This window comes from Psychrobacter sp. KCTC 72983 (assembly GCF_014280455.1).
GTDB classification, from domain to species: Bacteria; Pseudomonadota; Gammaproteobacteria; order Pseudomonadales; family Moraxellaceae; genus Psychrobacter; species Psychrobacter pacificensis.
Window position 1 is genome coordinate 316,235 of sequence record NZ_CP060390.1, and the last position, 20,781, is coordinate 337,015.

Genomic DNA, 20,781 nt, shown 5'->3' on the forward strand with positions numbered 1-20,781 from the left:
AGCTTTTACAACGGCGAGCCAATAAAGAAATGTAATCGCACAGGAATATTGTCTTCTGTCACCCCTGCGGCGACATCGACACGCACCATCCCAACAGGAGAGGCCCAGCGCACACCGACGCCGACGCCAACTTTGGTTTCAGCATCAAAGTCTTTGTCGTACGCATTACCAACATCGGTAAAGAATGCACCGCGAAAGCCCGGTTTGAACTCATAGTTATACTCTGCACTACCAACCGCTAGTACTTGCCCGCCTGTCAGATAGCCTTTATCGTTTAGTGGCGATAAGCTCTCGTAATCATAGCCACGGATGCTTTGGTCGCCACCTGCGAAAAAGCGCAATTTATAAGGCACATCATAGAAATCATCTGCCCAAATATAACCACCATTCAAACTACCAAGCACTTGATGTTTTTTGTCATCGCCAAAGCTATAAATACCGCTAACACCAGCACGCACGATGGCCAAATCAGTATCACTCAGCGCTTTGTCAGCACCTGCTTCAATCGAATAATACTGACGCATACCGCGCGTTGGATTGGTCGCACTATCCGTGTCGGTTTTATTCATACCATAGCCAAACAGCAATGCTTGCTGCTTGGGGTTTGACGAGGTAAAGCGGATAGGTAAATCATCCCGCGCAGCGCCGTCAACGCCAGTCTCTAGCTCATCTAAACGATAACGCATAGAGTAGCTACGATTCCAACCACTATCACGGCGAATATTACGTGCCAAAGCCGCTTTTAAAGTGGTGGTAGATAAATCAAAGTTACCTTTGCCTTGGTCAATGACTTCTTCTTCATAAGTAAGACGCCCATCTAATTTATCATTGAGTGGATGATTCCAAGGGCGGCTCGCATAGACAGCGACGTTTTTGCTGATTCTGGACACTTCGGTTTCTGCGCCTGCTTGATAGCCCTGACGATTAAGCAAATTATAATCGATCTTGGCGGTTGCTCGCACGCCTGTGTCAGTACCGTAACCCAAACCAACCTGAGCATCACGCGGCTTATCAGCGTATACAAAGACATACAACGGTACTTTTTTGCTTGTGGCAACGTCTTGCGGTGTTTTACGTCCTACCAGCGTTGGCGGTACGAAATCCTCATCAACGGTGAAGTCTGCATCATCAGGGAATATTTTTTGAGCAACATTACTGATAGAGTCACTGATTTTGCCTAATAAGTTATCGGCTTCTTGGTCTTTTTCATCCAGCACGCGGTCATCCGGCAGGCGGCTTAGACGCTCCGCTTTTTGCTTAACGGCCTGTAGCTTATCAAGCGTTTCTTCATCAGCCTCAAACTCGATAGCAGCAATATCAGCTTCATTGACCGTCTCGCCACTACCATTGCCAAGCGCACTTTCACGCTCTACGCCAGTACTACTACCCGTATCTTCTTTACTAGCCAAACGATTATTGGATGCTGCTAGAGTAGCATTATCTCCAGTCATATCTGAGATGCCATCATTATCAACATCCTCATCCAATATAGCATTGCTATTGGCAGGTGCATTATCAAATGCCAATGTACTGGCCTCACTCCGGTCATCTGGCGGTAATATCGATTCGACATTGACCATATTAAAGTAACGGGTCGCTGATAAGTCATTACTAAACTTTGTCACTGACGGACGATAGAAAGGATCGCCTGGCGCAAACTCATACAACTGCTGCAATAACGACAGTTCTACTGGGAGTTTGTCAGGGTCTTGTGTCAGGGTGTTGGTTTCTTTGTCATAGGTAAAGAAAACAACATCATCAAACTCATAGCGCTCGCCTGTGTTGTAGACCAAAGACATATCCGCTTTGTTGTCTGGTAAGATAATATCGACAGATTTGTTCAACCAATACTGATCAAAATACCCATAGGTATTACTCAAAGACTCAAGCGCGGCTTTACTACTCTTGTAGACACGATGATTAAAGACATCCCCTTCTTGCGGCGGTAATTCTTTTTCAAGCGCGACAAACTCTGCTTGCTCACCGCCCTCACCGCGGATATCAACGATACGGCTGTCTACAATAACAGGCTCGCCCAGCTCTTCGATCACCACATTGATCGTATCACGCGTAGGCTGACGCAGGCTGAGAGTGACATCATAATAACCCACTGCTTTGGCGGCATCCAATGCCGTTTGACGCAAACGTGGTAGCGCTGCGGTAAAATCAATGACCGACTGTACTGTCGTATCATCAAGGGCCGCTTTAATGTTTTTCATTGGCTGAATATCGTCGTCAGCTTTGATGAGTTTTGGTTGACCATTAGCCGTGTCTTCGGCGCCAGCTTGTTGTATATAAACCGTGGTCTCCACACTAGGCAATGCCATTGCGCCACCATTGAAAAAGCGATTATAGAGACGCTTGACGATATTGCTTTTATTACGTGCAAGTGGTTTTGACTGGTCAGCTTGCTCGATGCTTTGATTGACGGCCTGAGTATCATTCTGATAATCCGGTAGGTAGTCTTCAGGATCAATCACATCTGAGGGCATGTTACCGCCATCAGTTATATCGCTATTACCTGCTATTATCTCATCATTAATGCCATTTGCCGCATTGACATTGCCACTACTGACAGAGTCACTCACGTTAATGGGACGTGACATAATTTCAGCTGTGGCTGCCTGTTCTGCTGCGGCCTCACTTCTACCCAGTGTGTCAAGATTGCTAGGCATAGGCAAGTTGGTCGCATCTAAGTCAACATCTAAGCCGATGGGCGGCGCTGTGTCGTTCAATGTGGCAATTGGCGCATCAAAGGCACTGTCGTTGTTAATGCTGTCGATATCTTGAGCGTTTTGCAAATCCATCGCAGCCAACTCACGATCAATCTGCTCAGGCGTCATCATCTGATAGCCTTGCTGCTGTATCGCTGTTGCTTGCTGCAACAAATCATCGTTAGATAGATCTGCCTGCATGCCTTCTACGTACATATCCTCGTCGAAACGATTTGAATCTTGCAGGCCACTATTCTGATTATTATTTCGGGCACTGTCATTCTGAGACAATGGCGAGTTAGCATCAGATTTTTTGATGCCCAAATTTTGCTCGCTATAGTCATCCAAGACCGACTGATCAATAATACCTTGCTCTACTGCCTTTTTTAGACGTAGTGCATCTAGGGCAGCATCGAGCTGGGTATCATCGTCTGATAGTGTGCCTGATGTATTATTGGTCGTTTGATTGTTAGCTGATTGAGTCTTAGCGACTTGATTGCTGGTCGATGGATTGGTGATATTTGTGTTGGTTGTCTCAGCCAATGCCGCAGGTGCGACACTGACTAGACTAGTAGCTAGCGCGGTACAGAGCGCTGAGCGCTTAAAGTGAATACGGGGAGTACCGACATGAGTGCTTTGGATGCTGATATCATTCTGAATACTCACGCTGTCACGCTGCCTCATTAATGTGTTGCGTGCTCGAGTTGAAGGCGGCTGGGTCATGTTTACGTCCTATCCCTTCACGCGGCATACTATTATTAACGATTGATTATCGCCAAGTCTGACCGGTGAATAAACTTATAGCAGTGGGCTGAAATTAATGGTTTACTACGTTGCTTGTCATGATGGAAGTCTCTAGCGCATATTAAATCTCAGCACTCGATGGGTGACACCATACAAACTGTCTTAATTGATAGCAAGCCTTCACCTTTACCGTCGCTCGCACCTTTTAATGCAACCATATAAAATTTACAAATCATAACTTAGTTAATTATGAAATCATAGCGCAGGTTTCATGTATTTTTACCTAAGCCTTGCTATTATACGGCTTAATATTGATAAAACCTATGCTGTATTTCGATAAGTTTTTGATAATATTGATGATTGCTATCGCATTATAAGCTGCGTTCAGCGCCTCTTCTTACTTTATCAGCCGCGTCTCATCTGTAGGAACGTTCATGTCCAATCAGTTTCAGCTATTTAAGCGCCGCCGTTTTAGCGCCATGTTTTTCACCCAGTTTTTGGGTGCGTTTAATGACAATATCTTTAAACAAGCACTCATACTGGTTCTGACTTATACCGCTGCCAGTCAATTGGGCGTCGAAGTCAGTATTTTAAACAATTTGGCCGCGATGTTATTCATATTGCCCTACTTTTTGTTTTCGGCATTGGCAGGACAAATCGCTGATAAGTATGAAAAATCCAAGCTCACGCAGTTTATCAAAGTGCTTGAGCTGGTCATCATGGCAATCGCTGCGGTTGGTTTTGTTTTTGAATGGTACACCCTTTTATTTGTCGCGTTGTTTTTGATGGGCACGCATTCGACCTTTTTTGGCCCGATTAAGTACGCTTATCTACCACAGGCGATGAAAGAAGATGAGCTGGTCGGTGCCAACGGTCTATTTCAAATGGGCACTTCTCTAGCCATTCTTGTTGGTATGATTGTCGCTGGCATTTTAACTCAGCTGTCACACTCCTTATATTGGATTAGCGCTACCGTATTGGTCGTTGCTGTGCTGGGTTATCTGGCAGCGCGCTATATCCCTAACATGCCAGCCATGCAGCCTGATCTTAAGATTAACTGGAATATTATCACCATCAGCTTGTCTACGGTACGCTATCTCTACTCTCTGCCATTCTTGTTTTTTGTCATTCTTGGCAACAGCTGGTTTTGGTTTTATGGGGCGACGTTTTTGACTCAAGTGCCAGAGTTCAGCAAAGTCATTTTGCACGGTGATGAGTCGGTGGTGATTTTTCTATTGACGCTATTTTCAGTAGGGGTATCGATAGGTTCGCTCCTATGCAAATCATTGACCAAAAACCAAGTCAGCCTGCGCCTATTGCCTTTTGGTATTGCTGGATTGAGTATCTTTGCTATTGATTTGTACTTTTCACTTTCAAGCCTAAACATAAATGTGAATAATGACACATTGCTTGGCATCAGTGACTTGTTTGGTGTCAGTGGGAGCTGGCGCGTTTTTGCTGATTTGTTCTTATTGGGATTCAGTGGCGGTTTATATATTGTGCCTTTATATGCCTCAATGCAGGCCTATGCGCCAAAGAGCCATCGCGCGCGTATCGTGGGTGCCAACAATATATTCAATGCGATATTTATGGTCACATCAGCGATTTTTGCGATTGTCATCTTAAATACATTAGGGCTAAGTCTACCGCAGCTATTTTTGGTAACAGGTGTGCTCAATATTGTTTTTGGTATCTTCTTATACCTTAAGCTAAATAGGCATATCAAACAGGCGGTTATCCAAACCAATGATGAAGTGGTTATATAAATAAGCCATATTGAGCTCAAATAACGATAGCAATCGATAGGTTATCAAGGTAATAATATTGATGCCGATAATTTGGATTGTTTGCTATAGTAATGTACATAAGAGCTGTGCACAGGATTATTACCCTAGAGCAGTCACTAGTCTTATTTTATTGATAGAATTTAACGCCATCAGGAGTGAACCATGGCCCTGCGTCCCTTATCCAAAATCGATCAGCTATTGCTTGGGGTCGACAAAGCATTACGAGCTGTCGTGCCAAACTCAAACCCCAGTACGCGCCCATTGCCAGTGAGTAGTGACGAGATTCCTGAACTGACTATCACAGAGGCGCGCCATGTCGCAGGGCTGATGCGTATCAATCATACCGGTGAAGTGTGCGCGCAAGGTCTCTACCATGGACAAGCATTTGCTGCCAAAGACAGTGGCGTCAAGCAAGCCATGCAAAACTCTGCTGAAGAAGAAGTCGATCATCTGGTCTGGTGCGAGACGCGCTTAAATGAGCTGGGTAGCCATGCGAGTGTGTTTACCCCGCTTTGGTATGGGATGTCTTTTGGCCTAGGTGCAGTCGCAGGCGCCATCTCAAATGAGTTTAGTTTGGGGTTTGTCGCGGAGACAGAAGCACAAGTTAGCGAGCACCTGCAAGATCATATCAATCAACTACCCGAACATGATCAACGCTCAAGAGAAATACTGGCACAAATGGATATCGAAGAGCAACATCATCGCGAGCTAGCACTGGCAAGTGGCGGCGCTGCGTTGTCACCACCTGTACGTCAGACGATGCGCTGGATGGCCAACCGTATGAAGGCGACCGCTTATCATTTATAAAGGCAAATAGCAATTTGATGTCTGAGATGACGAGCAATACTCGATTTGCTCAGCCCAAGCGATTAACAATCCTACCACAGATAGCGCAAAGCTTAATTTGCTAGGGTATTAAAAATTTGTACGATTTTGCAGCAAACATATATCCTGATTATCCGCCGATCAATGAATAACGACTAAATAAGGTAATGATTTTTATGAAAGCAACTCTCTCTAATAGCGCGTCTTCCAAGTCGCCAAAGCTTGCAACCTTGACTGCGCTCGCGGCCGCCTGTGCAATGATGCTTTCTGCGCCTGTGAATGCTGCAGAAGCTGACACTGCTGCTACATCAGCACCTGCTGTACCGAGCGCTATAGATTCCAGTAAACGCGTGATTCGTCTAGCAAGGCCAGGTGCAACGACCAGCACAGCTCAAAGCACAACAGATGCTACGCCTGCTAATAGCGCTCAGTCAGTTAATACTCAGCCAATGATGCCGTCAAGCAACACTCAGCCTAACCGTACGCCTTTGAGCACGGCACAGGCAGCGCAGATGATGCAATCAAACAGTACTCAACCAAATCGTGTACCTGTCAGCGCCGCTCAGCTACCAGCATCGCAAATGATGAATCCAGCTAACGCCCCTGTAATCAGCGGTACCACTCGCGTCTATGAGCCAGGCCCGATGACTGCGACTGGTATTGATCTGCGCAGTGGTCAGCTCTCAAATATTCCAACGCCACAAGTACAGCTTTCAGATGTGAGCTTTATCAAAACCGTCTTGATCCCACAACAAAAAGGCCTAGGTACTGATAAACTTGACGTCAGCTTGCTTGATGATTTCATCGCAGACGTCTCACCGAATGCTCGTCACTATCCACCAAACTTCCCTAACCGCACTCAGCGCCATTATACTCGCGAAAAAATCAAAGTATTGGCTGATTGGATCGAGCCTTATGCCAAATCACCAAATGCGTCTTACGATGTATTGATTCGCGCAGCCAAGCTAAATGGTATGGGTCGTAATCTGGACTTGGGCTCAGACTATACAGTACGCGGCGGGCAGTATGTTGATCGTGCGCTCAAAATCCAGCCAGATAGCGGTGAAGCCAACTTTTTGTATGGCATGATGCTATCAGAGGGCGGTGGGTTTAAAGAAGGTCAAAAATATCTAGATCGAGCGGTCTCTCTTGGCTACACCGAAGCAGAGCAAAGCTTGGCACAGTCAGATCTACTCAGTGATCGCCGTGCCAGCGCCCTAGAGCGCCTACGTCGTCTTGAAGAAAAATACCCTAACAACACCGTGATTCCTCAACAAATCAAACTGGTGGAAGATGGCAAATTCTACATTTGGGACATCCCTGCACCAGATATCAATGTCAAACCAGGTGCCTAAATTGGTACTGTTTGTCCATACTAAAGATAAACAAATAATTCTGTAGCCTTAGAATACCTAGCGCCTTTGTTTTTATGAATATAAAGCAAAGGCGCTTTTTTGTGTCTGGCTTTTTTGTGCCTAATAGAAACCTGCCTGCACAGAGCCTCATCTTTTTCTACTTTACCTCTTTTTTCTTTGTCTAAATAAATGCTCTTTTTAACCAAAAATTTAAGTGTATCTCAAAACAATAACCATCAATTGAAAAAGTCATTCGATATATAGCGCTTGGTTATAACCTTTCAAATAAAATAGTCTAATATCAAAAGTTACGCTAAACTCTACTATAACCAAAAGTACTTCCATTGCTGATTTTCTCATAACTACTTTTTTTACCGGACTGACTTATGACTTCTGCTAGCCCTAGCAAAAACACGGTAACGCAAGCCAATAAAAAAATGCGGCCTATCGCCTCAGTCGTATTATTGACAGCGGCAATGCTGTTACCAGCCTGTAGTGTCGTCTCGGTGGAAAAACAAGCATCGGCCAAGACCATCTCAGCACAGCGCGGCAATATCGTCACTGATAATCAACTAAGCAGCGATACGGCATCTGCCTTGCTATCAGCAGGTCTTGATGAGCAAGCTTGTATGCAGCAATTCGACTTGTGCTTGACTCAGCTCACGGACAGTATTTTAAATAAACACTATCGACCTGCACTGGCAATTTTTGCAGAACTGCACTACGCAAAAGCGCGCCAGCTTGCTGACTCACAAAACTGCCGCAATGCACTTGCCCGTCCACCACTTGACCCATACTATGCCAATGCGCCTTTGAGCGACGACGATGCCAAAACGCAGCAAGAAGAGACCGACCTTTGCTTAAACAATTATCAGGACAGACTGTTTGATGCGATTAAATATAGCTATACTTATTTGTTTTATGACAGTCTGACTCATGATTTTGAGGGTGCTGATGAAAGCTATAGTAGTGCTCACACGCAAACCCGCATCCCAACTGACAACGATATTCAGACCCAAGATATCTACAACGCTGCCAGCAATGATGTCATCACACAGCTTTATCGATCGACCGAAAACTCAGATAAACTGATGAATGGCACAAAAGTAGAATACTTAACCGTCCCTTCTGCCAAGCGCGATAGTAACGACCAAGCAGCGATTGCCAACCGAGCCCCGCTAAAAGGTAAAGCGATCGACCAAGTCAAAGTCATGAAAGTACAAGTAGATGATTATGACCTCGGCATCTATTTGCCCAATGAAAACAACTATTTGCAAAATGCTCATAAGCAAGACTCTGCGCTTGCTGACTTAGTTTCTACTTACGAGCTACGTCTCTCTGGGCTGAACTCTGTTAGCAAACGTCCCGGTTTAGGTATCAGCTTAGTTGCCTCACTCGATGATCGCTATACCACCACGATTCGCCAGTTATTATCATCATCACTATCGGGTCGATTAGCCAATGAGAGTGACAATACAAAGGATAGCGAGCCAAGCTCACGCATTTATCCTACTGGTCATCTACTGCTGACTGGTTTGATCAAACCAAGTGGTGATAGCGTACTGGACGTGCTGAGCAGTCGCCAGCTCGATATCCATCTATACAATCCATATCGAACTGAAACCGTCAATATTCTTAACGATAACTATCCATTAGCAGCCAATTTCTCAGCAGGTTATGGAATGTGGCTGGCAGAAAACCAGTTAGATAGTGTGGGTTATTTGAACCTCATCACGCGCCAGCCAGATGCTCGTCTACCCAAATTGTTTATGCTCGAACCTTATGACCCTGACAAGCGTGTCATCATTATGCTACATGGTTTGGCCTCTAGCCCAGCCACGTGGGTCAATCTCACCAACGATATCTTAAACGATGACAAGCTGCGCGATAACTATCAGGTTTGGCAAATATTTTATCCAACCAATTTGCCTATTTTAGAAAATCGCTATCAGATTCAGCAATTAATCAACACAACTTATGAGCAAACAGACCCAACGGGACAAAATCGCGCCAGCAAAAATAGCGTGATTGTCAGCCACAGTATGGGCGCGCTCATCGCGCGTATGATGCTATCCGATGAAAATCTGGTTGAAGACTTAGACCGACTGGATGACCAAGACATTCTCTCAAACAGTGAAAAGCGGCAAATACGCGACGCCCTCAAAGAATCTTTTGGCGAAAAAGAATTAAGAAAACGGTTTGAGCTTCACTCATTGCCCCAAGTAGACACTGCCGTATTTTTGTCTGCGCCATTTCGTGGCACAGATTATGCCGATCGCTGGTTTACGCGGGCGCTGCGCCGCATTGTCTATCTGCCAGTCGGTTTGGTAAAAACAGTGACTGACAACTTGGCAACGATTGCCACACAAGGCGATCTGGCACAAAACCCGTTGGGCGCTTTGTATTTGCAAAACGGTGCCAGCCAGCTAAGCGATGACTCTTCTTTTATTGAGCTGACCAAAGATCTGACGATCAATAGTCGTGTCACTTATCATTCAATTATTGCCAACAATGATGCTGATATCACCAAAGGACTGGCCCAAGCACAGCCTGACGGTGCCAAAATCGATTTATCCCAAGCGGTAGAAGAAAAGACTGAAGACGACAATGCAAGTGCCCGCGTGTCAGATGACACATCAGAGCTGCCTCCTGAGCCACTGGTCGCTGCCGTCACTGTTGATAAAAATATCAGTCAAGCCCTAACCCAACGTTTATCAGACGGTATTGTTCCCTATACCAGTGCTCACCTAGATGGCGCCGCCTCTGAAACAGTTATCAATGGCGGTCATAGTATTCAAACCAATCCACAAACTATTTTGACACTGCGACGGATTTTGCATAAACAGTTACAAGAATGATGTATGTTTTTGTTATTGGGGAACATTTTAATGCATGGGAAAGCAAGTAATAAACAGAACAGATGTTTTATAAAAAAATACTCGCTATTCTCAAGTCATTGTTATTCATAAAGTTAATTTTATTTTCAAGGGTGTTTTATGTTTGTTTTTCTGACTCCTAGGTATGCAGCTGTCTAACCGCACGGGTTGCGTCACTATCTAGGGAAGCGCATAATATATGCATAGCACATACCTGTAGTATATGAGTTTATAGGGACATAAATTATTCAATTCAGCTAAACAGTGAATCGTAACTTTAGCCACAATTTATGCCTGATGTCGTTAAAGTTTTACGCCACTAAGAGCCATTGCCCGTAATCATTGTCACCTTGATTTATGTACCGTTACGGACAGTTACTTGAGCGTTGTACGGAAGACAGCGCTATGAAGCTAACAGATAAGAGTAACCATTTATGTTTGCTACGTTTATGATTGACCAGCTCGATGCACTGACACTCGCGCGCATCCAGTTCGCTTTCGTTGTCTCTTTTCATATCGTCTTTCCCGCTTTTTCTATTGGACTTGCCAGCTGGCTGACCGTACTTGAGTTTCGCTGGTTAAGAACAGGCAATCCTGTTTTTGCGGAAGTCTACAAACACTGGGTAAAAATATTTGCCGTGGTGTTTGGTATGGGTGTGGTTTCAGGGGTGGTAATGTCTTACCAGTTTGGGACCAACTGGGCAGTCTTTTCAGATAAGGCGGGTAACGTCTTAGGCCCACTACTCGCTTATGAAGTACTGACTGCATTTTTCTTAGAAGCCTCCTTTTTGGGTATCATGCTCTTCGGTTGGGGCCGCGTTAGTAAGCGCATGCACTTTGTCGCCACTGCAACCGTCGCTATCGGTACGTTGATCTCAGGGTTTTGGATCTTGGCCGCCAACAGCTTTATGCAGACGCCGCAAGGCTTCATGGTCGGTGCTGATGGTCTGCTTTATCCAACCAACTGGCTTGAGATTATTTTTAATCCCTCATTTCCCTACCGCTACGCACACATGATGACCGCTGCTTTCTTGACGACTGCTTTTGTGGTTGGTGGTATTGGTGCTTATTATCTACAATCCAAAAAGCACATCGAACACCGAAAACATGGCCGCGTGATGTTAGGCATGGCGATGATCATGGCGATTTTTGTGGCACCTGCGCAGGTATTAATCGGTGATGAGCACGGGCTAAATACGCTTGAGCATCAGCCTGCCAAAGTCGCAGCCATGGAAGGTATCTGGGAAGATGAGCGCGGGGCATCATTACGTCTCTTTGCGATTCCTGATCAAGAAAATCAAACCAATAAATACGAAGTAAAAATCCCTTATGTCACAGGTTTGATCCTCACCCATTCGTTAGATGGTGAAGTGAAGGGTCTCAAAAACTGGGCACCAGAAGACCAACCACACGTTATTATTGTGTTTTGGGCCTTCCGTATTATGGTTGGCATTGGTATGTTAATGGTGCTTGTGGGTCTATTTAGTGTCTATAAATACTTCAAAAAACAGCAGTTCAATCCTGACAGCAAGCTGTTCCACCGTGCATGGATGATGATGACGCCGCTTGGCTTTATCGCGCTACTTGCCGGTTGGTTTGTCACCGAAACAGGGCGTCAGCCATGGACAGTCTATGGTGTAATCCGTACAGCTGAAAGTATGTCACCCTTAGCAGCCCAACAGGTTGCCACTACATTGATCGGCTTTATTATCGTCTATACCTTTGTTTTTGGTGCAGGTAGCTTTTATATCTTGCGCTTGATTGGTCAAGGGCCAAAACCTTATACCGATCCTGCCGAAGACAATTTCTACGAGCATTCAGTAACCGAAGGTCAAGGTCGTACGCTGAGCGGAGATAATGATCCTGCTGGTCACACGACCAAGCAAGATATCGACACACCAGCAGATGACATCGATGATGGAGGGTTACGCTAATGTTTAATTTCGGTGATGTATTAGACTTACCCTTGATTTGGGGTGGATTGATTGCGCTTGCAGTCTTTATTTATGTCCTGCTTGATGGCTTTGATTTAGGCTGTGGTATTTTATTTCCGTTTGCAGGCTCAGACAAAAACCGTAGCCGCATGATGAACTCTATCGCCCCATTCTGGGATGGTAACGAGACGTGGCTGGTATTGGGTGGCGGCGGTCTATTCGCAGCTTTCCCAGTCGCTTATGGTATCATCATGACAGGGCTGTACTTGCCTGTGTTTTTGATGCTGGTTGGTCTGATCTTGCGTGGCGTGGCGTTTGAGTTTCGTTTCAAATCTAGCACGCATCGCTACATATGGGACTCTTTGTTTTTTGTTGGCTCAATCACTGCAGCCTTCTTTCAAGGGGTGATGCTTGGCTCGTTGGTACATGGTCTTGACGCCAGTAACCGTCTGTTCACGGGTGGCCCCTTTGACTGGCTCACGACCTTTTCGATTGTCAGCGGTATTGCGGTCATCATTGGTTATGCGCTATTAGGCTCGACGTGGCTGATCTTAAAGACGGAGCATGACTTGCAGGTCTGGGCAAGAAAAATCTCAGGGTGGTTATTGTCAGCACTGGTTGTCGCAATGATTATCGTGACGATCTTTATGTACTTCTCAGACATTGAAGCACTTGAGAATTGGTTCACACTAGCACGCTTACCTTACTTAGCGCCGATGCCGATTATTGCACTCATATTGTTCTTTATCATGCGTAAAGATTTGACCACAGAGCGTGAATATCGTCCTTTCTTATTGACTGTCGCGCTATTTTTGATGGGCTATATTGGAGTGTGTGTGGCGATTTTCCCTTATATTGTGCCCTATCAGATGACGCTACATGAAGCGGCGGCTGCCGATACATCGCTATCATTTATGCTGGTGGGTGCGGTAATCATGTTACCTATCATCTTAAGTTATACTGCTTATGCGTACTATGTGTTCAAGGGCAAAACTGATCACGAACATATGTACTAGTCATTGTAAATGACAAGCAGCTAGTAGTGAGATAAGCAGGTGCTACACATTTTTGTGGCACCTGTGCTCAATTTGTCAGATAAGAGGTCTTTATGAAAAATCTCAGTAAAAAACATTTGAGTAAAAAGCAAAGACAATGGGCTTGGTTTCTGGGCTTATATGCCGCAGGATTTTTGACGATCTTTACGATTGCCCAATTGATTAAGCTGGCAATGGGCGTTTAACACGGTTATCAGACAATGTCGTTACCTATGTGCTACGCGCTCAATTTATCAGCCCTTGTATTCACTCTTCATTTCTATTGGTAAAGATTGAACAAGATATAGAAATCATCTGTATAAAAAAGCAGCGTTGAACGATCAACGCTGCTTTTTTGTGTTTACCAGTGGATTTTTGCTTATCTTATGAATTTACTCGACCTTGATGATTATCGATATCGTTTTTTTCAATAAATTCATTCACTTGTGCCAAGCGCTCGGCTGTACCGACGTCGATCCAGTTATCAGTAATCACTTCAGCAGTAATCTGGAATTTGATCATCGCTTGCTTAAGTAGTGGTGCCAATGCGGCAGGTTGTCCTGATACCAATCCCTCTACTAGTGTAGGAGACATCACGCTAACACCAGCGAAAGTAAACTTGTCCGCATCGCCAACTGGCTGCTCGCTGGCAAGACCATTATTAATAGCGAAATCACCACCGTCATTGTGCTCTGGATTGTCAATCAACAACAGGTGCGCGCGCTGATCCGCGCCTAATGTATAGTCTCGCAACTGAGCAAAATCATAGGTCGTCCAAACATCAGAGTTGACGAGAATAAATGGCTCGTCTCGCAGCTTGCCTGACTGTAATGCCTGAAAAATGCCACCTGCCGTCTCTAACGGTTCATCACCTTCTACTGACCAATGTAGTTTGACTCCATATTGCGAGCCGTTGCCCAAGGTATCCATCAGCTTATCCGCCAGCCATGACGCATTGATCGTGATATCGGTAATACCTGCGGCTTGTAGTGCTTTAATATGCCAGACAATAAGTGGCTGTCCACCTACTTGAACCAAAGGCTTGGGCGTTTCTAATGTCAATGGTCGCAGACGTGTGCCCTTGCCAGCAGCCAAAATCATGGCTTGTGTAATCGTCGAGCTAGACATGCTGACTCCTATTTTTATTATTTAGTTTATCAATTTGATTAAGCATCATCTAGGCTGAAGGAAACTTACCTTTGTATGCAGGTAGAACAGCATCTTTTAGCCATTGATTAAAAGGTAGGACGGCATGCTTGATCGCATCATTACCTTGTTCAGCCAGCCAGTTTAATTCAATAATTAAATCACGCATGACTTTGGGAATATCAGCCAAATAGCGATTTTTGCCATCGCGTTCAGATAATCGAATAAAAATCCCTAGTACTTTTAAATGACGCTGTACGCCCATTACATTGACGTCGTTTTCAAGCTGAACCACATTATCGGCTGTGGTTAGCGATTGTTGCTTTTGTAGCTGCCAAAAGTCGTTAATCCATGCAGATACTTGGTGCTCTGGCCATTCAACATAAGCATCGCGTACCAATGATACTAAATCATAAGCATAAGAGCCGATGACGGCGTCCTGAAAATCAATCACACCTAAGCGCGATGTGTCCGCTTGGTCTTGCATGAGGTTACGACTATGATAGTCGCGATGCACAATGACTTGTGGCTGCAGCAGGATTTCATTGATGAGTGCCGATTTTAAGTTTTCCCACACTTCCTCATTCAGCTCTACGCCGATATAAGGGATAAACCACTCGCTAAACAGATTCATTTCGCGATCTAATAACGCCGTATCGTAATCTGGGAGCTGATACTGAGATTTTGCAGTCTCGACTGGTACCGTTTGCAGCGCTACTAACGTCTGCATGGCAAGTTGATAATAGTCATTGATTTGCTCTGGTGTTGCATCATTCAGCAAATGAGCAAACTCTACTGCACCAAAGTCTTGTAGCACCAAAAAACCTTTTTCTAGATTTTGTGCGATGAGCGTCGGCACATTGATTGCAGGCGACATGAGCTTGGTAACATTGATGAACTGCCGCATGGCATCTTGCTCATCAGCAGAATCCATGACGATATGACGCGTATCTCCTGATCCGTCAGCCTCTAGCAGTTGAATGCGATGATAGCGGCGCGCACTCGCGTCACCCGGTAAACTGTCTAGATCAAAGGGCTTATCTACAAATACTTGCTGCAACCAATGCTCGAGTTGTTGTTGGCGATTGTCGTTATTGTTATCGGTCATGTCAGGCTCTATAGTGGTTTTATCAATCATAATGGGCATCACAGGTTAAATATAAATCATAAATAATTAAAGTAGTGATAAGTCAGGTAAATACTTGCTAAAATAGCGTAATCTTAAGCCGCAACAACTGCGTCAGTAGACATATCAAGATATCATTCAGTAATTTAGCGCTAAGCTGAGTCTTTTAGCTCATTTAAAAGCAGCTTGGCTATATTATAAATTTTGGTAAATAGTGTAGCTGATTTGGTTTTTTTTGACTATGATTAGTCGTCATTATATGTAAAACAGCCAAATTCTTGAGATGACGCTATCGATGAGTGATTTTTTAGCCGTTCATTAACAACTCTGTCTTGTTGAATAATACGACTATGCAATTCAGTATCGCAATCCAATAGGCTCTGCAATCATAGGTGTGCCCTTGTTATATTCTCCGCTTTACCAAAGCATTCGTTTGATCTTATTTGGTGCCTTAGGCTTATCTAGCCTAACGGTTAATGCTGCCATCAACGATGCTGACACACAGACAACTGAGCCATCAAGTGCTGGTAGTACGAGCAGCTACCTTCCTGATACCAATAACAGTAATGTCACTCAAAGCAGTGATTACAACGATATCCGTTATAAAGACGCGCGCTCACAGATCGATAATTCTCAAAGAGCGACTCCTGCCTCTGATTTTGATGACACAGGTTTCGCAAGCGATGCTAAGTTGGAAGACAGCGCCTCCGATGATGTTTTGAATATCACAGAGATTAATGAGTCTTCTGATACCGCCTCGATACAACCATCAAATATGCCAGATAGCGATCAGGTAAGCCGCGACACACGCGCTAATGCTATAGCTACACCTGAAAATACCGTAGCGGATAACCGTCAGCTAGATATCAATGATGAGAGCATTCAAGACAGTCTAGTGCGTTTGGCAGAATTCTATGAGCTTACACCAGAGACTCCTGTCTCAAATGACGTGGATAATATAGAAGATGCTGAGTCAGATAACATACAGAGTACGCTAGCGCCTACAGCGCAGACCATTCCAAAAGTCGGTAAAAACTTACGATTATTGCCAAACGCTATAGATAGTGCACAACGCTGTGAAGGTCAATGGGTCTATCCAAAGAGCAACCCTAATTATCAGCGTGCTGTGAATGAAGCTGGCGGTGCAAATGGACAACCCGTACCTGATGTTGACAGTATTCCCAATAATCAAGCACCTTTATTCACAGAGTCAGACTATGGTTATTACAATAATATCAACTATGCTGAGCTATCAGGTAATGTGAAAGTCGATCAGGGCACCCAGCATATCGAAGCAGAGAAAGTTGTGATTGATCTAAGCAATGGCGTGGCTGCTGCACAAGGTAGAGTCATGTTTACCGATCAGGCGACAGGACAATCACTGCAACGTAGCAATGCACCAAGCAATGCTCAAGCCAGCTTTAATGAAAGAGCAAAAAAAGGTGGTTTGATTGGGGTTGCAGACAGCTTAAATTATAATACTGAAACTGGACAATCAACAGCCAACGATGTGGCTTTTGCTAGTGTTGAGCTACAAGCACACGGCTACGCTAAACGCTTGAATAAGCCCAATGATAGTGAGTACGAGTTGGACGAGGTGATGTTTAGCACCTGTCCACCCACCAACCGTAAATGGCAATTTGATGCCAAAAGTATCGATTTGAATACTGATACAGGGCGCGGTGAAGCCTATAATACGACTTTTCGCATTGCTGACGTGCCCGTCTTTTATCTCCCCTACTTTAACTTTCCAATAGACAGTCGTCGTAGTAGCGGATTTTTGTTACCAAGTGCGAGCGTGAGTAGTGAGAGCGGTGTTGAGATTGATGTCCCTTATTACTTCAACCTAGCGCCCAACTACGATGCCACGCTCAATACGCATGTATATACTGATCGTAATCCTATGCTCTCAGGTGAGTTCCGTTATTTGACCGAAAACTATGGAGAAGGCATTTTTAACGGTTCATACTTGCCTAATGACAAAGAATATAATGACGAAGATCGTAAAAGCTTTTTTTATGATCATTATTGGTCATCGAAAAGTATTCCACGGTTAAGTGGTGATGCCAAATATAGCTATGTATCAGATGCAGATTATCTTGATGATTTTGATACCTTAGGTTTATCAGATAACACCATCAACCTACCAAGGCGTGCTCGAGTTAATTATTATAATGATTACGTCGATGGTGAGTTAAAAGTAGAAACCTTTCAAACGTTAGATGCGTTTACTGATAACGGTGAGGCTCTAGAGGATAAAGACAAACCCTATTCACGCCTACCACAACTAAAGCTCAACTATCGACTGCCGTGGGCGAAGAATTTTGATATCACTGGTGTACATGATTCTGCCTATTTTAAGAAGTCTATTGATGATGGCTCTGAGAATGAAAAGAGCGGCGCACGCATTTATAATAAAATAAGTGCCGTCTATCCGTTGGAGAAGTCTTGGGGTTATATTAGACCGAAGCTAAGCCTACAGCACCTTTATACTTCCTATGATGAAGACAGCTTGGCAGACAATAACATCAGTGAAGAAGATGGTAGCCAATCCGTATTTGTGCCACAAGCCAGTATTGATGCAGGTCTGAATTTCTACCAAGCAGGCTCACCCTTTGGCGCTTTTGATGACACTATGGGTGGCTATCGTCTGCTTAGCCCGCGGGTGAAATACACGTATTCACCGTACAAAAACCAAAACGACATCCCTAACTTTAATACTCGTATTGCCTCTATCAACTATGAGCAGCTATTTTCAGACAGTTGGTTCTTAGGCCATGATCGCTTGCAAGATCTGCACTCTATCACGCCTGGTGTCAATTATCGTTACATCGATGCAACGGGTGTGACACGTTTTGATGGTAGCATTGCAGAACAGTTCTATATAGATGACGGTCGTGTCACACTTGATGATGAGCAACGAGTTTTCAACTCTTCTTCCTCAGGCATGGTATGGGATACCAGCACCCAACCTTACAATAATTTTTGGGTTGATGTGAGCGGTGCGCTGACTAACGACTATGATTTGAACTATATCACGACTGAGCTACGTTATCAGCCATCAGACAATAGCTTGTTCAATGTGGGCTATGTCAAGCGTCAGCGTGATGAAAATACGGATCAGTTGCCATTGTCCGCATTTACCGCCTCTGCTGTTTTCCCTATCAACAATAGCTGGCGGATATTGGCTCAAGGTCAATATGACTATAATAGTAATAAGATGCTCGACTCACTTATCGGCGTTGATTACGAAGATTGCTGCTTTGGCTTTGCAGTTTACGGTCGCCGTTACTATAATGACTTAAACGTCAAAGATGAACCAACACAGGCGGTTATGGCAGAGATACGGTTGAATGGGCTTGGTAGTGGCAGTAGCCGCTTAACACGATTGCTCTCTGATAAGATATTAGGCTTTGAACCTGTCCAAACTGCATGGAAAGACTAACGAGATTTTTTGCTAGATTACCGCACTATTTGCAAAAATATTTATAAGATATTATCTATAACCCTACTATAGGCCACGCTGTCAAATATTTGATTATTAAGTATTGGATTGCGTTGACCGACTACCATCCGATGCGATGACATTGATGAGGAGCATCATGAGATTTTTTTCTTTACGTCAAACCAGCCGCGCTGTATTGCTATCTATGAGTGCCAGTCTTGCACTGATATTAAGTGCTCAAGCAGCGCCTGTGAAACCTGCCACAGCACAAGCCTCGACTACTGCTAATCAGAATGCAGTAAGTCGCTTGACACCTGCCAATAGCACCGATGGTATTGTCGCTTTAGTCAATGAAAACGCTATCCTAAAAAGTGAATTGGTCGATGCCATTACACAAACCCAAGCCCGCGCACGAGCAGCAGGAGAACCTATTGCAAACTCAGCGCAACTGCAGTCAGAGGTACTAAACGCGCTTATCTTGCGTGAATTGCAACTATCAATGGTAAAACGTGTCGGCCTATCTCCTGATGAGACCGAGATCAATCAACGCCTTGCTCAAATTGCTCAATCTCAAGGGCTTAATAGCATCTCAGCATTACAGCAACGCTTAGATGCCGCGCGTCCTGGTAGTTATGCCGCATTACGTGCTCAACTGATCGAAGATGCTGCTATTCAAGAGCTGCAGCAGCGTCAAATCAGTCGCCGAGTACGCATTAGCGAGCAAGATATTGATGCATTTTTGGCGTCGCCTGAAGCAAAACGTTTGAACCAAAGTGAATACCAAACTGTGCATGTACGCGTTCCTTATATAGATGACTACAGCCGTCTGTCAGCAGCTCAACGTGAGGAAGCGCTAAAAGTTGCACAGGATTTGCGTACTCGTTTACTTGAACCAAATGTCAATGTCTCTGAAGCTGTTGCTGCAAGCCAAGGTAGCTATCCTATCCCTATTCAAGGTGGCGATATGGGCTTTCACAAAGCGGCCTCCCTACCGACAGAGCTATCAAGCAAAATTACCAACCTCGATATTGGTGCAGTTAGTGAGCCGTTACTAACGCCTGAAGGTATCGATATCGTTAAGCTGGCTGATAAAAAAGCCAGTGATACCATGCTAATTCCGCAGTGGCACACTCGTCATATCTTAGTAAAAGTCGATGAGTTACAGACAGATGCACTGGCTGAACAGAAAATTAATGATTTGTATGAGCAACTGCGTAATGGCGCTGATTTTGCTGCCTTAGCATCAACCTATTCAGACGATCCAGGATCGGCTGGACGCGGTGGTGATCTTGATTGGGTCAGTGAAGAAGATATGGTGGCTCCATTTGAAGCCACAATGAAAAACACAGCCGTTGGTGACTACTCTGCTCCATTCAAAACTCAATTCGGCTGGCATATCCTAAAAGTTGACGGTAAGCGTCAGCAGGATGTGAGCGAGCAATATCGTCGCAATATGGCACGCCAAGCTTTGTATCAACGCCTAGCGCCTCAAGCACAAGAAGACTGGTTGCAAGAATTGCGTGCAGGTGCCTACATCCAAGTACTCGGTTAAAGACTTACGTTCAACTGCTTGGTCATAAGTTAATACACTGAACGCTAATACTACTGATGAGCTTGCACAGAAAAAGGGTCTATGCCAATGCATATACCCTTTTTTTATTTAGAAATTGACTGCCAGTTAATTAGAATAATGGATAGCAAACCGCCTAAGTACAATTAACTTAACAGACGGTTAAACCACTCTATTTAGCTGTGTATGGCAGGAATATTACAAATCGACAAATGACGCACAAAG

General features: G+C 44.5%; 12 protein-coding genes. 9 read left to right on the forward strand and 3 right to left on the reverse strand.

Annotation, left to right across the window (positions count from 1 at the left end):
• Window positions 1–5: 5 nt before the first annotated feature.
• Window positions 6–3,437: an autotransporter assembly complex protein TamA gene (locus tag PSBA01_RS01270; protein ID WP_186474819.1), complete on the reverse strand. Its 3,432-nt coding sequence runs from the start codon at window positions 3,435–3,437 to the stop codon at window positions 6–8.
• Window positions 3,438–3,892: 455 nt separating this feature from the next.
• On the opposite strand from PSBA01_RS01270, the gene PSBA01_RS01275 reads away from it, so the two are divergent.
• The 7 genes from PSBA01_RS01275 to PSBA01_RS13365 all read left to right on the forward strand — a co-directional run bounded on the left by PSBA01_RS01275 (window position 3,893) and on the right by PSBA01_RS13365 (window position 13,475).
• Entirely contained in the window at window positions 3,893–5,224 is a 1,332-nt protein-coding gene (locus PSBA01_RS01275; RefSeq protein WP_186474820.1) for an MFS transporter, read from the forward strand.
• Between the two features lie 189 nt (window positions 5,225–5,413).
• Entirely contained in the window at window positions 5,414–6,052 is a 639-nt protein-coding gene (gene coq7, locus PSBA01_RS01280; RefSeq protein WP_197496799.1) for a 2-polyprenyl-3-methyl-6-methoxy-1,4-benzoquinone monooxygenase, read from the forward strand.
• A 194-nt stretch (window positions 6,053–6,246) separates the two neighbouring features.
• Window positions 6,247–7,425 carry a tetratricopeptide repeat protein gene (locus PSBA01_RS01285; protein ID WP_186474821.1) on the forward strand — a complete coding sequence of 393 codons (1,179 nt, stop codon included), beginning with the start codon at window positions 6,247–6,249 and terminating at the stop codon, window positions 7,423–7,425.
• A 386-nt stretch (window positions 7,426–7,811) separates the two neighbouring features.
• The gene (locus PSBA01_RS01290; RefSeq protein WP_186474822.1) at window positions 7,812–10,283 is read left to right on the forward strand and encodes an esterase/lipase family protein; all 2,472 of its coding nucleotides are present in this window, start codon (window positions 7,812–7,814) and stop codon (window positions 10,281–10,283) included.
• A 452-nt stretch (window positions 10,284–10,735) separates the two neighbouring features.
• On the forward strand, window positions 10,736–12,235 hold the full coding sequence (locus tag PSBA01_RS01295; RefSeq protein WP_186474823.1) for a cytochrome ubiquinol oxidase subunit I: 1,500 nt from the start codon (window positions 10,736–10,738) through the stop codon (window positions 12,233–12,235).
• The gene (gene cydB, locus PSBA01_RS01300) at window positions 12,235–13,251 is read left to right on the forward strand and encodes a cytochrome d ubiquinol oxidase subunit II (protein ID WP_186474824.1); all 1,017 of its coding nucleotides are present in this window, start codon (window positions 12,235–12,237) and stop codon (window positions 13,249–13,251) included. The genes PSBA01_RS01295 and cydB overlap by 1 nt, the downstream gene beginning before the upstream one ends.
• A gap of 92 nt (window positions 13,252–13,343) precedes the next feature.
• Window positions 13,344–13,475 (forward strand): hypothetical protein, encoded by a 132-nt coding sequence (locus PSBA01_RS13365; RefSeq protein WP_263281220.1) that lies wholly within the window; start codon window positions 13,344–13,346, stop codon window positions 13,473–13,475.
• Window positions 13,476–13,653: 178 nt separating this feature from the next.
• On the opposite strand, the gene murU is transcribed toward PSBA01_RS13365, so the two are convergent.
• Together murU and PSBA01_RS01310 are read right to left on the reverse strand one after the other, a co-directional pair.
• Window positions 13,654–14,397, reverse strand: coding sequence for an N-acetylmuramate alpha-1-phosphate uridylyltransferase MurU (gene murU, locus PSBA01_RS01305; protein WP_186474825.1), 744 nt, complete (start codon window positions 14,395–14,397; stop codon window positions 13,654–13,656).
• A 49-nt stretch (window positions 14,398–14,446) separates the two neighbouring features.
• The gene (locus PSBA01_RS01310) at window positions 14,447–15,523 is read right to left on the reverse strand and encodes an aminoglycoside phosphotransferase family protein (RefSeq protein WP_228724609.1); all 1,077 of its coding nucleotides are present in this window, start codon (window positions 15,521–15,523) and stop codon (window positions 14,447–14,449) included.
• Between the two features lie 418 nt (window positions 15,524–15,941).
• On the opposite strand from PSBA01_RS01310, the gene PSBA01_RS01315 reads away from it, so the two are divergent.
• Both PSBA01_RS01315 and PSBA01_RS01320 read left to right on the forward strand, forming a co-directional pair.
• Window positions 15,942–18,986, forward strand: a complete 3,045-nt coding sequence (locus PSBA01_RS01315; RefSeq protein WP_186474827.1) for an LPS assembly protein LptD — start codon at window positions 15,942–15,944, stop codon at window positions 18,984–18,986.
• Between the two features lie 157 nt (window positions 18,987–19,143).
• Window positions 19,144–20,538, forward strand: a complete 1,395-nt coding sequence (locus tag PSBA01_RS01320) for a peptidylprolyl isomerase (protein ID WP_186474828.1) — start codon at window positions 19,144–19,146, stop codon at window positions 20,536–20,538.
• Window positions 20,539–20,781 lie beyond the last annotated feature (243 nt).